Source organism: Halioxenophilus sp. WMMB6 (assembly GCF_033283405.1).
In the GTDB taxonomy this organism is placed as follows: Bacteria; Pseudomonadota; Gammaproteobacteria; order Pseudomonadales; family Cellvibrionaceae; genus Halioxenophilus.
The window spans coordinates 172420-185727 of record NZ_JAWMQR010000005.1 but is presented as its reverse complement, the minus strand read 5'-3'; the positions used below and the strand labels follow the sequence as shown (position 1 = coordinate 185727).

The 13308-nt window shown below is 51.0% G+C and carries 12 protein-coding genes and 1 tRNA gene; 5 read left to right on the top strand and 8 right to left on the bottom strand.

Translation table 11 applies throughout. The annotated features are described in order from the left end of the window. Positions 1–163: 163 nt before the first annotated feature. The 4 genes from flgE to flgB all read right to left on the bottom strand — a co-directional run bounded on the left by flgE (position 164) and on the right by flgB (position 3142). Positions 164–1426, bottom strand: a complete 1263-nt coding sequence (gene flgE / locus SBL51_RS14075) for a flagellar hook protein FlgE (protein WP_317931636.1) — start codon at positions 1424–1426, stop codon at positions 164–166. Positions 1427–1559: 133 nt separating this feature from the next. Next, entirely contained in the window at positions 1560–2267 is a 708-nt protein-coding gene (locus tag SBL51_RS14070) for a flagellar hook assembly protein FlgD (protein WP_317931635.1), read from the bottom strand. A gap of 27 nt (positions 2268–2294) precedes the next feature. After that, on the bottom strand, positions 2295–2735 hold the full coding sequence (gene flgC / locus SBL51_RS14065; protein WP_317931634.1) for a flagellar basal body rod protein FlgC: 441 nt from the start codon (positions 2733–2735) through the stop codon (positions 2295–2297). A gap of 2 nt (positions 2736–2737) precedes the next feature. Further along, positions 2738–3142: a flagellar basal body rod protein FlgB gene (gene flgB / locus SBL51_RS14060; protein WP_317931632.1), complete on the bottom strand. Its 405-nt coding sequence runs from the start codon at positions 3140–3142 to the stop codon at positions 2738–2740. Between the two features lie 787 nt (positions 3143–3929). On the opposite strand from flgB, the gene SBL51_RS14055 reads away from it, so the two are divergent. After that, positions 3930–4385, top strand: coding sequence for a hypothetical protein (locus SBL51_RS14055; RefSeq protein ID WP_317931628.1), 456 nt, complete (start codon positions 3930–3932; stop codon positions 4383–4385). Positions 4386–4479: 94 nt separating this feature from the next. On the opposite strand, the gene mdoH is transcribed toward SBL51_RS14055, so the two are convergent. The 4 genes from mdoH to SBL51_RS14035 form a co-directional block, all read right to left on the bottom strand. Continuing rightward, positions 4480–6447, bottom strand: a complete 1968-nt coding sequence (gene mdoH, locus SBL51_RS14050; protein ID WP_317931627.1) for a glucans biosynthesis glucosyltransferase MdoH — start codon at positions 6445–6447, stop codon at positions 4480–4482. Between the two features lie 13 nt (positions 6448–6460). Next, the gene (locus SBL51_RS14045) at positions 6461–7903 is read right to left on the bottom strand and encodes a glucan biosynthesis protein (protein ID WP_411860485.1); all 1443 of its coding nucleotides are present in this window, start codon (positions 7901–7903) and stop codon (positions 6461–6463) included. A 1015-nt stretch (positions 7904–8918) separates the two neighbouring features. Next, positions 8919–9800, bottom strand: a complete 882-nt coding sequence (locus SBL51_RS14040) for a protein-glutamate O-methyltransferase CheR (protein WP_317931625.1) — start codon at positions 9798–9800, stop codon at positions 8919–8921. Between the two features lie 62 nt (positions 9801–9862). Continuing rightward, on the bottom strand, positions 9863–10825 hold the full coding sequence (locus tag SBL51_RS14035; protein ID WP_317931624.1) for a chemotaxis protein CheV: 963 nt from the start codon (positions 10823–10825) through the stop codon (positions 9863–9865). A gap of 357 nt (positions 10826–11182) precedes the next feature. Here SBL51_RS14035 and flgA point away from each other — a divergent pair, with 357 nt between their 5' ends. The 4 genes from flgA (at position 11183) to SBL51_RS14015 (ending at position 13288) form a co-directional block, all read left to right on the top strand. Then, entirely contained in the window at positions 11183–11932 is a 750-nt protein-coding gene (gene flgA, locus SBL51_RS14030; protein WP_317931623.1) for a flagellar basal body P-ring formation chaperone FlgA, read from the top strand. A gap of 226 nt (positions 11933–12158) precedes the next feature. After that, on the top strand, positions 12159–12470 hold the full coding sequence (gene flgM / locus SBL51_RS14025) for a flagellar biosynthesis anti-sigma factor FlgM (RefSeq protein WP_317931622.1): 312 nt from the start codon (positions 12159–12161) through the stop codon (positions 12468–12470). Between the two features lie 133 nt (positions 12471–12603). Then, entirely contained in the window at positions 12604–13143 is a 540-nt protein-coding gene (locus SBL51_RS14020; RefSeq protein WP_317931620.1) for a flagellar protein FlgN, read from the top strand. 69 nt (positions 13144–13212) lie between these two features. Continuing rightward, a tRNA-Arg gene (locus SBL51_RS14015) sits at positions 13213–13288 on the top strand. Positions 13289–13308 lie beyond the last annotated feature (20 nt).

Below are 13308 nucleotides of genomic sequence, written 5' to 3'. Positions count from 1 at the left end.
ACGACTCCAAATTCAAAAACGCCAAAAAATTGTTGTTAACTTAAAGAGAGCAACAACAATGCCAGAAAAATTATTGACGGTAATTTTTTGAGCGTGAAAGCCATAAATCGCAGGCAAAAAAAAGGCGACTTTCGTCGCCCAAATCGCACAGTCAATTTTGGTATTAGCGAATATTAATAATTGTTTGAGTAACCTGGTCGGCCGTCTCAATGGTTTTTGAATTCGCCTGATAATTTCGTTGCGCAATAATTAATTGCACCAGTTGTTCTGTTAAATCGATATTAGACTCTTCCAGCGCGCCGGAATTAATCAATCCCAATGCTGCCGAGCCAGGTGAACCGATGTTCGGGTCGCCCGATTGATATGTTTGCGCCCATGAGTTGGAACCTACCGGTTGTAAGCCCTGATTATTGGCAAATTCAGCCAAAGCAAATTGGCCAATAACACGGGACTGTCCATTGGTGAAACGGGCGAAGATGATTCCGGTTGAATCAATTTCCAAACCGGATAGCCGGCCGGTGGTGTAGCCATTTTGAGTCACATCGGTCACACCAAAATCGGAACCAAACTGTGTTGTACCCAGGTAATCGATAGTCATATCGGGACGGGCTGGGTCTGTGGCATCTGGGTCGGCCCAGCCAGCAATGGTGATTTCAGTATTGCCATCGACACCGTCCACCGACGCCAACTGGCCCGTGGAATCAAAAGCCAAGCGGTTGGCGGTGGGATTGCCCAGAGCGTCGACCGCCGCAGCCTGCCCATCAATAAAGGAGTACGCATCCCACTCGGTGCGGGTACCATTGACACCCACCTGCACATAATATTGAGTTAAGGTGTGGCTGACACCCAAGGCGTCGTAGACGGTTACCGACGTCGCGTTGTTATAGGAGCTTGCATCGGTAACATCAAAAGGCGTTGCCAATGGCGGCGTTTCACTCGCATCGAAATTCAATACCCAGTCGACATTATCGGTTTGAATCGGGGGAATATTATCGGTGGAGATCTGCAGGGGAGATAACACACCGATAATATTGTTATTTTCATCCGCCCCATAACCCTGGACAACGCCACCATTATTGGCCACCACAAAACCATTTTCATCCAGCGCGAAGGTACCATCGCGGGTATAATTTATTTCACCACCGACATTCAGCACAAAGAAACCTGCACCGCTTACCGCCAGATCCAATTCATTTTCCGTGTAGGCCAGATTACCCTGATCAAACAGCTGTGCCACCTCCTCCACTCGAACACCGTCACCGACGGCTAAAGAGCCGGAACCGAACAGAGAGTTCGAATAAATATCACCAAACTCAGCACGACTACCTTTAAAGCCAACCGTTGACGCGTTGGCGATATTGTTGCCAGTTACTTCCAGATCGACACTGGCTGCCCGAATACCACTTAGTGCCACATTAAAAGCCATGGATTTACTCCTACTCGACGAATGACGTCTTGCTACACTTTAAATTCATTTACCCTGAGAAACTCAGCGCGTCCTTGTATTACTTCTATTTATTTAACGGTTGCTGGCCAATCTAGCCTGGTCTCTTGTCGCATCAATTAAATTGCACAACTTCGTCAAAACTGTAAGCCCCGACACCGGCCAGATTGAGCGTCAATTCACCATCGGCACCGACTGTTACGCTGTTAACATTGGCACTGAGCGAGGTATCCAGCTGGGTCACTTCACCATTTAAATTAGCCGATACCCGGAAGGTGTATTCGCCGGAACTGACATCTTCGCGGCTGGACTGCCAATCCAACAATTCGCCATTAACCTCGGCGTAGCTGCCATCCCAACGGAACACCAGTTCACCGGCACTTTGAGCACCGGCTGGAATTTTATCGACCAACGAACCGTTGGCATCGTAAATTTCTATATTCAACTCGTTGGTACTGGCTGGAATATCCACACTGCCAGAGACAATTCCATCCGGCGGCAACAGTGTATGACTGGTTGGCACTGTGACCGAGGTACCCACCAACGAGGAAGCCTGCAGAGCCTGATTTGATAAGAATGAACCGGTAAAGTCACCAAAGGAGTTGCTTAATTCATCCAGGCTCTCAACCTGAGTAAATTGAGCAAGCTGCGCCACAAATTCGCTGTTTTCCTGTGGTTCCAAGGGATTTTGATTCTGCAACTGAGTGGTTAACAATTGCAGAAATACATCTCTACCCAGCTCATCGCTGTTGGATGTCTCTTTCGTATTGCGATTCTCTACCGAGTAAGCGCTTAAAGCTGAATCAACATTATTGACAGACATAGTAGGATGTCTCCGTCGTTAGTAACGTTATTGACCCAGGGTCAATAGTCTTTGCATCATGGTTTTTGCCGAGTTCATCACTTCCACATTCATCTGATACGCTTTGGAACTGGAAATCATGTTGGTCATCTCTTCCACGGCATTGACGTTCGGGTAGAAGACATAGCCCTCTTCATTAGCGAGCGGATGGTCTGGTTCATAGCGCTGCTGTAAAGGCGCATCCGACTCCACAATACCGAGCACCTGAACCCCTTGGGTCTCCGTTTGACCGGCGTCTAAGGTATCAAAACTCAAGGCTTCAACCTGCTGACGAACCGCAGCAAATACCGGATGCCGGGCACGATAGGTCTCGTCGATGCTTGACGCCGCTGATTCGGCATTAGCCAGGTTACTGGCGGTGGTATTAAGCCGCACGGTGTTGGCACTCATGGCGCTGGCGGCGGTATCAAAAATATTGGCCAAAGACATCTCTATTCACCTCGCAGCGCAGATAACAGACCGGAAAAGCGGCTTTTTAAAAACAAAAAACTGGCTTCAAAAGCAAGCGCGTTTTCCATATATTCGGCATGCTCTACATGCTCCTCGACCGTATTACCATCAATCGATGGCTGAATTGGAGTGCGGTAGAGCAGTTCTCTGTCATCGACTACCTGCGCGCCGCCGGGCGTATGTTTATTTGAGGTAACCACCATATTTAAGCCATCTTTCTGCTCTGGCTGAATTTCAGAAAAGAGTTTCTGAAAATCCATGTCGCGGGCTTTGTAGCCGGGTGTTTCGGCATTGGCCAGGTTATTGGCCAGAATATTAGCTCGCTCGGTGCGGGCCTTTAATGCCATCGGATGTACACCCAATGCTTGCTCAAAATTAATTGCCACTGATTTACGCTCTCAGAAAAATACCGCGTCACTGCGCAGGAATTAATTGCTTCAAGGGCAATTAAGCGAAGGCTGTGCCAACTCGGAAATTGCCCATTAATCAGCGGATTTAAGCTCTATAGAGGCAAATAGACCGGCTATTTTTTGAGAAAGCGGCAATGGCTTGCCGCTTTGCATCCGGCAATCGGCAATTTTGCTCTGGCCGAAAAAATTTAAAGCGGCAATCCATTAATTTAGCTTTTGATGGTGTTGGAATTTTGGCACCAACATTTACCGACACTCTCTCAAGACAGACTCTCGCTGGAGACAGGTACTTTATAGCGACAGACGCACTCCAAAGACAGTCCCTCCTCCGCTGGAACAGGATGACTCCATCAGCGGCGATTCATCCGGTGTTTCTGCCGTTGTCAGGCTAAATACCCACACCGCCATTGCGAGCAGAGCCGAAACCGGCCTGATATGGGTACTAATTGTGCCAGCGGCCTGTGCCAGGCTGCCGACCAAACCCAACATCGCTATTGTTGCCAACGATACAAATGCCGGAAGCCCCTTCACCCCACCACTCTCGCCAAGACTTTCCTCTCGCCTGATAAGCCATCGCTAGCTGCGAAATTTTTTTGATTTGAATCAAATGGTTACGGTTACCTAAAGGCGGCCAACCACAGCCTGGAGCAGCGCCAAGAGCAACCGCTAAGCGCCGCTCTTACCCTGGTATGCAGATTGCCGGGTAGTAAGGTGATTGTTAACAAAGGGCCGCAATGGCGCCCATTACCGTAGGGGGAATACCATGTTTGAACACAAAGACTTAGACGGCCAAAAACATCGGGTGCTTGATGCCGATAAAGAGTTTCTGAGTGGTGCCATATTGGAAACTCGCGAGCCTAAAAACGGCCAAGCCATCGAAAGTGCTGGCAGAGCCCAGCACGCAGTTGTCGAGGGCAGCCTGGTAGAGCGCTTTCTGCCTCCGGAAACCATTGGCGAGAAGTGGTCCCACGAGCCCAGCACTGCCTGGTGGGAAGTGGTTGGTCACCCACCCCATGCCGGTATAGTCGCAGACTTCAACTCCTTCCAGGGCGGCGCTTACCACCGCACACTTAACCCGGCCGACAACCTTGTCGCCTTTGCCGAACAAGGTGAAAGAGTAGTAATGAGCGGCAGTGCCTACTCTGTGGTCCGCTCCAGCGACGGTACCACCCTGGAGCAGCCCAGTCTGCTCGCCCTGAGAGCCGCTTACTACGCTTAATCGCACCGCTGCTCTCGACATAAAAAAGGCTTGGCCCGCTATGGGCCAAGCCTTTTTTACTGCCGCCAATATATTGCCAGCTAACTGGCAGCCATTACGATGAAGTTCTGGCCGCTGCCGCCCGGTAGCGCCGGCTAAACCAGTTTGGCTGGAAGAGCGCCTGCTGAGGCATGGTATAGGAGAGATCAGGGAGCAGCGTCGGCAGGCTGTTATCGTAGCTCTGGGAGCTATTCAGGTCGGCCGCAACCCTGGCTATACCCTCAGGTATAACCTGCAGCTCAACAGGCTCCTCTGCCTCAGCGGGGCACACCAACAGCCCCTGCTCACGCAGCCATCTACCCAACCAGACACTACTGGACCAACGCACAATGGGTGCCGCCAGGAACATCCCAACGATGACCGGTAGCAGCCAGTAGAAATAGGAGATGGTGAAATGGGCGGTCAGACCCGCCCAGACAATGGCCATGACGCTGGCCAGCCAGGTGCGCCGGAAGGCATCCCGCCAACTGACCAGGCGCCCCTCTCGCGGCTGAGCCTGCCAGGGTGAATCCACACCGGAGAGAGTTGATAACAGGAACACGGTGTGGAAAAACATCATCACCGGAGCAATGGCCACCGCAAAGACTATCTCGATCACCGCTGACAGCATCAACCGCAGACGGCCACCAAACAGGTTGGGATGGTTACGCCAGGCCAGTATCAGAGCCATTATCTTGGGGGCAAACAACAGGCAGCTGGTGATGGCCATCAAGCCGGCAATCACATCGGTTTTGGCAATTGGCCAGACCGGGAACAACTGGTAACTGGAGGTAAAGAATTGATCAGAGACCAGGGCTCTGGCCACGGCATCCAAGCTGCTCAGCAGGAGCATCATCAGCCAAATGAACGAGGAGAGATAAGCCAAGGCTCCCAACAGGAAATGGAGCCGGCTTAAGAGGCTGACGCCACTCATCGTCAGCAGGCCCAAGTGCTGAATATTACCCTGCAACCAGCGCCGGTCACGGGTGGCGTAATCCAGCATATTACCAGGGACCTCTTCGTAGCTTCCCCCTTGATTCGCATCCAGCACCACCTGCCAGCCAGCCCGGCGCAGGAGCGCCGCCTCAACGAAGTCGTGACTTAGAATCTCACCACCAAAAGGGGCTTTACCTGGCAATTTGGGTAGACCACAGGCGGCAACGAAAGCGGTCACCCGAATGATGGCGTTGTGCCCCCAGTAGTTGGCATTGTCGGTTTGCCAAAAGGCCAACCCGGTTGCCAACATGGGGCTGCAGAGGCTGGCCGCAAACTGTAAAAAACGGCCAAAGAAGGTTGATTGTCGAACAGGAATCGGCACAGTTTGGATCAGACCGACATCGGGATTACTTTTTAATTTTGCCGACAACTCCACCATACAGGAGCCGGTCATAACGCTATCGGCATCCAGCACAATCATCGCCTGATAGTAGCGCCCCCAACGCTGACAGAACTCCGCCACATTACCGACTTTACGGTAGCTGTTTTGAGTGCGGTTGCGGTAATAGGTGTGCTGGGCAAAAGCGCCCAGACGCTCCTGCAGTGCCCGCCAGGCTTTCAACTCCGCCTCTTTGATTAGTGGTTTTTGGCTGTCGCTCAGCAGATAAAAATCGAAGCCGCTGCCGTGGCCGGTTGCCAATAGCGATTGTATTGATGCTTCAAAACCGGCAAACACCCGCTCTACGTCTTCGTTGTAGATGGGCATGATAACCGCGGTACGGAAGCCATTGAGATCGGCCGGGACGTTAGACTCCGGTGCCAACTTGGCCAGTGTCAATGGATCGCGCCGAAACCACTGAAAGAAAAATCCGACCACTCCGGTCCAGAAGGCGATGCAGATCCAACCGTAGGTGATGATAAATAGCCCCAATAAAACCAATTCAAAAACCGTTGTTTCATTGGCACTGAGGATATCGAACATCATTGCTCCACCGGCAACAATGCTTACGAGGTTTACCAAAAAGAAAATCACCAAACGCCATGACTGCGCTGGATAAGAGAACTCTCTGGTGTTGGGATCGCCCTCAATCTTTGCTAGCGATCGCATAGGGAATAGCAAGCTACTGGCCGTTCTCTGGCGTCCAAACATAATTCCAAACCTCACTGACGGGTTGATCGCGATAAAGAAGTTTTAAGCGCATGTCCACCGCATCCTTACTTTGGGGCGCCAATTTAAATGAAGCTCGCCAACAGTTTTCTGTAGGTATTTTGGTTGTAGTTATATCCCTGGCCACACCATTAATGACTTGCAGATCAGCCTCCAATGGCTGGCCTGCACTGAGTTTCTCAATTCCGGCACCACAAAAGTCGACCACAAATTGACGATTGTTGGCCGGGGGCGGATTGGGATCACCCGGTATCGCTGCACTGCCAATGCGGGTTCGAAGCACCTTCGCCAGAGCATGTGAAGCGATAAAATTATCGAACGTTTGGAGACGGTACTGGTAATTGAGTTCACTACCCGCCGCCACCGGCTGGTTACTTACCCAGAACGCGACTATATTGTCATTGGTCTCATCCGGAGTTGGAATTTCCACCAACTCAATGCGCCCCTCACCCCAGTCATTCAAGGGCTCAACCCAGAGACTGGGCCGGGTCTCATACTTCGCTTCCAGATCGAGATAGTGATCAAAATTTCTATCCCGCTGTGCCACACCAAAACCCTTTAACTGACGCGTCATAGACGAGGTAATCAGTAATCTTTTCGGGTTCTGCAGTGGCCGCCATATCCATTCACCGCTACCGGTAAGTACCTGCAGGCCGTCAGAATCATGAACCTCCGGGCGAAAATCCCGATAATTGCGATTTTGATTTTCGCCGTAGAAGAACATACTGGTTAGAGGGGCAATACCCAACTTAACAACACTTTCCCGTGTAAAAAGTTTTGCCTTCACCTCTATTTCAGTATCAACTCCCGTAGCCACTTTAAATATATAAGCACCGGCTAGTGATGGACTGTCCAATAACGCAGCAATTGTTAAATAGTGGTCATTGGGTTTCGGTTTAATAATCCAAAATTCAGAAAAACGGGGAAACTCCTCTCCACTAGGCTCACCGGTGTTAATTGCCAAACCGCGAGCAGAGATGCCATACGCTTGATTTGGCCCTAGTGGACGAAAATAGGACGCCCCTTGAAAAACCAGCATCTCATCTTTGTAGCTGCTCTGATTAATGGGGTAGTGAACTCTAAACCCCGAAAAACCGATCCCCTCTTTCTGTACACTTGCCAAGGCACTGGCCAGTGAAGTCGCCTCCCGCTCATAGATAAACTGATCGGGATCGAAGCTCAGCTTTTTGAAGACCGAATATTCATCTATCAAGGTGATGGCGATTGGTTCTAAAAACAGAAATCCGGGATGAAACAGCTGTAGTTCATATTCCGATGAGTCATGCCAAATAGCGTGCTCCGGATTGAATCGAATACCCCGGTATTGGTCGTAGGTCAAATTGGCCAGAGGCGCCGGTAAATCGTGCTTGGGAGCGACATAAGGCTTGCTGGCCAACGCGCGGGCGCGCTCGGTGACAATATCAAAGAGGGTCTGACTGGATTGCGGGCGCAATGGCGGCTGTTGGGCAGGCACCTGGGCAACAACCTCTTCGCAACAGCATAATGCAACCAACAAACCGTATAGCCAGAAGCCTATCCGATTGCTGTAAGCCTTCTTACTCGACCGCATCCTTTAACCAACCACACCTTTAGTGACACAAACTGTAACCGGCGAGCCGAGAGAACTCTTGGCCCACATTAGAGAAACGATATAAACCTGGAAATCCGGAAGTCCGTCACACCGAGCTCAATCGTGTTACCCATGTTTTAGTTGGCCATAACAGTCAATGACCATACCCCTGGGCTGCTTTACCCCGAATTCATGAAAGCGGAGTTATATAAACCTAAGCTGTAATCGCCCCACTACAAGGACAAGACGATAGATCGACTGAGATTCTTTGGGTGCTCTGAGTAGTGCAAGTTAAAGCTCTGCCAATGGCCAGAGAAATGAACGCGCTAAATCCCCCTACACAGACCGAATATTACCGACATTCACACCAACAAGAGCCATAGAATATCCACAAACTAGACAAGGATCACACACGGACAAGGACTCAAGTCTCAATTCAATACGCCACCAAATTAACCGAGTGGTTAATTCACCTTGCCACTTTTGATATTAGTCATGGGTTATGGAAAGGGGTGGGAGACGCTGATGGCTCAAGCGGGGCAATCGGGTTACGGCATGAGCTGCTGATGCTGGAGCTAACGCCGCAGCTTGTCAAGAAAATGATGAGGTCTCGCCACGGTGCCAATGTGGGTATTCAATCGTCAAGCTGAACAGCAATCAGAACCGGCCAGACCGCAGTTGTCCAACCGGGTGGACTACAACTATGAGAGGGCTATAACTGCGGGTGAGCTACAACGGTAAGCCGAGCTAACTGCACCATGCCAAGCTGCCACCCCTCGCCAACCGTAAATGGCCACTCCGTGCTTGCCGAATGCAGCAGCCAGGCTACCTGCCCGAGTCCTTAAGGGGTTTTGGCCAGGGCGCGATAAGCGATACCTGGCTCACATTGAATCATCTCAAACAAATTACCACTGGCACCCAGCCCTTCAGATGCGCCGAGAAACAGGGTGCCGTTGGTTACCAATTGTTCATGCAGACGACCCAAAATATTGGTTTTGAGTTCAGAGTTAAAATAGATCAACACATTGCGGCAAAAGATCACATCAAACTTTCCCAAGCCAATAAAAGCATCGGTTAAATTGAGCTGCCGGAAATTCACTTTTTGACGGATATTGGCCTCCACCTGCCAGAGGTTTTCCGATACCTGATGGAAATGTTTTTGCATCCGTTCTGGGCGCATACCCCGGGTAATTTCCAGTTTGTCGTATACACCCTCTTTACATCTTTCCAGCATTGCCGTGGAGATATCAGTCGCAATAAATTCCACTTGCCGCCCGGCAAATTGACCGCCGACCGAAGTCATTTCATCGGCCAACATAGCCAGCGAATAGGGCTCCTGTCCGGAAGAGCAGGCCGCACACCAAACACGAATTTTACCGGCTCGGGATCGGAACAGATCGGGTAACAGACGTTGTTGGAAGTAGTGAAATGGGTAGTTATCACGAAACCAGAAAGTTTCGTTGGTGGTCATGGCATTGATGACCTGTTCACGCAGCTCACGTCGACCTGCCCGTTGCACTTCAGACAACAGACTGGTGATCGAATCGAGTCCTTGATTTTGCAGAATCTTTTTTAGACGGGTGACAATCAAATAATCTTTGTTGTCAGGCAGGTGAATGCCGCTCACCGACTCCAGATAATCTCGGAATTTATGAAACTCCTCGCGGTTGGGATCGGCAAACTGGTTTTTGGATGTCCAATTAAAAAAGTCGCGCTTATCCAAGCAAGTTACCCAACAATTCACATTTTTCGCTCGGCAATGGTACGGCGGTCATTTCAGGAAAACTAAACATCAGTTTCATCTTCATCCAACAGGTCTTCGCCAGTCATAAATTTGACTCGGCTGTTTACCGCTTTGGCCAGATCATCCGGATTAAACTTTGCCAGGAAATTATCAGCACCAACTTTTTTCACCATAGCTTCGTTAAATACACCGCTCAACGAGGTATGTAGTACTACATGTAAATCTTTTAACGCGGGATTTGCACGAACCTCAGCAGTAAAGGTATAACCATCCATCTCTGGCATTTCGATATCGGAAATTACCAATATCAACTCTTCGATGGCACTCTTGCCTTGAGCAATTAATCCCTCAAGGTAATCCAGCGCTTCACGGCCATCTTTTTTGAGTGTGGTTTTAATACCCATCTGCTCAACCACCCGCTGTATCTGTTTGCGGGCGATAGTGGAGTCGTCAACAATCAGCACATGCTTTTGCACTACCCGCTCGGAGATACCATCTTCAATGACCCCCTCGCTGATCATCTCTGACAACGGATTCACCTCTGCCAGAATCTTTTCAACGTCAATAATTTCCACTAATTGGTTTTCTATCTCAGTAACCGCAGTGAGGTAGTTCTCCTTGCCCGCCCCTTTCGGTGGTGGGTGGATGGATTCCCAATTCATATTGACAATCCGCTCCACCGCGCCAACCAGAAAACCCTGTGTGGAACGGTTGTACTCAGTAATAATTACGAAGCAGTTTTTAATATCTTCCAGCGGCGAACGGCCGATAGAGAGATTCATATCCATGATTGAGATGGTGCCACCACGAATATGGGCAACGCCCCTTACCACCGGATTACGATTGGGTATCTCATACAGTGTTGGGCACTGTAGAACCTCTTTCACCTTGAACACATTGATACCGTAGAGCTGCTTACCTTTCAGCCGAAAGAGCAACAACTCCAACCGGTTTTGGCCAACCAATTGCGTTCGTTGATTGACGCTGTCTAACACACCAGCCATGGATTTCCTCTTGGGTGATAGTGGTTGTCACCGGCATCTCTTCAGCGAATCGAGTGCGACAACTTACTTAAAGTTCCTATTTCAAGGTCGTGACCAACAGCTCTAATCGCCACCGAACGCCAGGAAAATATCTTAACTAATTCAATTAGTTATCTATCTACTACCGGTTACCATCGGAATGCTGGCGACAGCGGTTGAATGAGTCAAAAACCGATTATTTTGGTTTAGGCACACTGATTGCTTAAACACTGCTCAAACCGACGATGAGGCGGATTCTGACAAAATTTCGGCGCTTTTCTCCAAAACTTAAGCGCGGTGAGAGTAGCTTCACGTCTACCCAATGAGCATAGGATACAAATGGCAAAGATTCCTCTCGGCGCTAAGGATTTGTTCCGCTGGACCTTGCTGGCAGGTTTGGCCATGTGCCATCCGTTGGTATTGGCGGAGCCCGCCACCGACGCCACAGCGGAGCTGCAGTCGATGCAAAAGTTGGCGGACCAGGTGACCTTTACTCTGGAGGAGCACTACACCAGCGTCGCCCGGTTCGATGAGGTACGGGTACAAACCAACCTGCCAGACAGCCGACTGCAACTGCCGGCTTGCGATGGTCAACTGCGCATAGACGCACCAGACAACTACCGAGGTGGCCGCGTCACCACCCAGGTCCATTGCGATGGCAACCTAAGCCACTGGTCGCTCTATTTCATCAGTGAAGTCAAATTACTGGCGCAGGTGGTGGTGGCCAGAGCCCCCTTACGCAAGGGCGAACTGATAGCCGAAGCCGACCTGGAGCTCGCCCTGAAAGATGTTTCACTACTCGGCCAGGGCTATATCACCGATTCCGGGGATGTCGCCGGGCAGGAGCTGCGCCGTGGTATCAATACCGGTGATGAACTGCGTGCACAGTGGCTGATCGCGCCCAAAGCCGTGAAACGGGGCGACCGGGTAACGATTATCGCCTCCTCCAAGCAAGTGGCCGTGGAAGCAACCGGTACCGCCCTTGCCGATGGCCGTATCGGCGAACAGATCAGAGTTCGCAATGATCGCAGTGAACGGGTGGTACGGGCCACCGTGAGCAAAGCGGGTGTGGTAAATATCCCGCTCTAAACGGCTGACAGAATAGCGCTGGCGTTGTGACCGATTACTCAATTAAAGATGCAAAAAAACCTAAAGTTTTGTTTCCACAGGCCGATATCCAGTTGGAGAGCATCAAAAAGGGGAAATCGGTTGCCACCGGCAACTGAACAACATGGCAATTTATTGCCAGATAACAATTTATTGCCAGACAACTACGCAGGGGATAACCCCGCGTCTATTCGCACAGGATACAAACATGGCTATCGATAACCTGAACGCCAATACCGCTGCCAATGCAGGCGTCCATCGTGGGCTTAATGGCTCTTCGGTTACCCGCAGCGATCGACAGCAGTCACCAGCAGCGCCTGCAGCCTCACAGGAGGGTAGCGTCTCTATCAGCCAGGAGGCCTCACGCTTGGCCAATCTGGAAGCTGAGATAAACGCCAGTCCCGATGTCAATCAGGAGCGAGTGGAAGAGATTAAACGCGCTATCGCCGATGGCAGCTATCGAGTGGATGCCGAACAGATCGCCGGCAAACTGCTGGATCAAGACGACTTTTTTGCCTGATTACCAGGCAAAACACGCCGCCTGTAACTGACCCAGCCCCTCTCCCCGGAGGAACGGCAACCAGGCAATAGACGTGTGCTGAACAACTGAGCGTGCTCGCAATGGAGTACGCGAATGATATGGAGATGCTCTCATGACCAATACAGCAAGTAAGCTTTCGGCCAACTCTCAGACACCCGCTCTGGGTGATATTCAGCAAAACCTGCAATCCGATCTTGAAGCGGCCAAGCAGCTCGCCGCCCTGCTCGATCAGGAAAATACCCTGTTGCGTGGCGCCACAGCCACCATCAATGCCGAACTAAGCCAGGTGGTGGAAGCCAAGCAGGCCCACATCGAGACGCTGGAAAACAACGCCCGCCAGCGCGAATCCTGGGTGCGAGCGTCCATTGCCCGACCCGCCAGCTCAAAAACAAAGTCCAGCCAGCAGGCGATGGCCGCCTGGTTACAACTCCTGCAAATCGATGCCGAGCTCCCCAGCCAATGGCAAAAGGTCGAGAGCTACGTCCATATCTGCCAGAAACTCAACCTCATTAATGGCCGCCTGATCGGTTTCCGCCGTCAGCGGGGACAGCGGCTGGCCGAGATGTTATTTGGGCGCCCTACTGCCGATACCTACTCCGCCAGTGGCCAACAAGAGGCCAGCCGTGGTGGCCACTCACTGGTACACGCCTAATTACCCTGCTGCCTGCGCTAAATTCAGGGTTATATTCTGAAATTGCTTGGGTATAATGCCCGGCAATTTCTCCCCATAGTTCAACAGGATAGAGCGAGGGCCTCCTAAGCCCTAGATCCAGGTTCGAGTCCTGGTGGGGAGGCCACTCCAGTGACATTCCCCACC

Excerpts from the sequence above, each read along its gene's own strand:
- flgE (WP_317931636.1), bottom strand. The coding sequence starts at position 1,426 with ATGGCTTTTAATGTGGCACTAAGTGGTATTCGGGCAGCCAGTGTCGAT.
- SBL51_RS14070 (WP_317931635.1), bottom strand. The coding sequence starts at position 2,267 with ATGTCTGTCAATAATGTTGATTCAGCTTTAAGCGCTTACTCGGTAGAG.
- flgC (WP_317931634.1), bottom strand. The coding sequence starts at position 2,735 with ATGTCTTTGGCCAATATTTTTGATACCGCCGCCAGCGCCATGAGTGCC.
- SBL51_RS14055 (WP_317931628.1), top strand. The coding sequence starts at position 3,930 with ATGTTTGAACACAAAGACTTAGACGGCCAAAAACATCGGGTGCTTGAT.
- mdoH (WP_317931627.1), bottom strand. The coding sequence starts at position 6,447 with ATGCGATCGCTAGCAAAGATTGAGGGCGATCCCAACACCAGAGAGTTC.
- SBL51_RS14035 (WP_317931624.1), bottom strand. The coding sequence starts at position 10,825 with ATGGCTGGTGTGTTAGACAGCGTCAATCAACGAACGCAATTGGTTGGC.
- flgA (WP_317931623.1), top strand. The coding sequence starts at position 11,183 with ATGGCAAAGATTCCTCTCGGCGCTAAGGATTTGTTCCGCTGGACCTTG.
- flgM (WP_317931622.1), top strand. The coding sequence starts at position 12,159 with ATGGCTATCGATAACCTGAACGCCAATACCGCTGCCAATGCAGGCGTC.
- SBL51_RS14020 (WP_317931620.1), top strand. The coding sequence starts at position 12,604 with ATGACCAATACAGCAAGTAAGCTTTCGGCCAACTCTCAGACACCCGCT.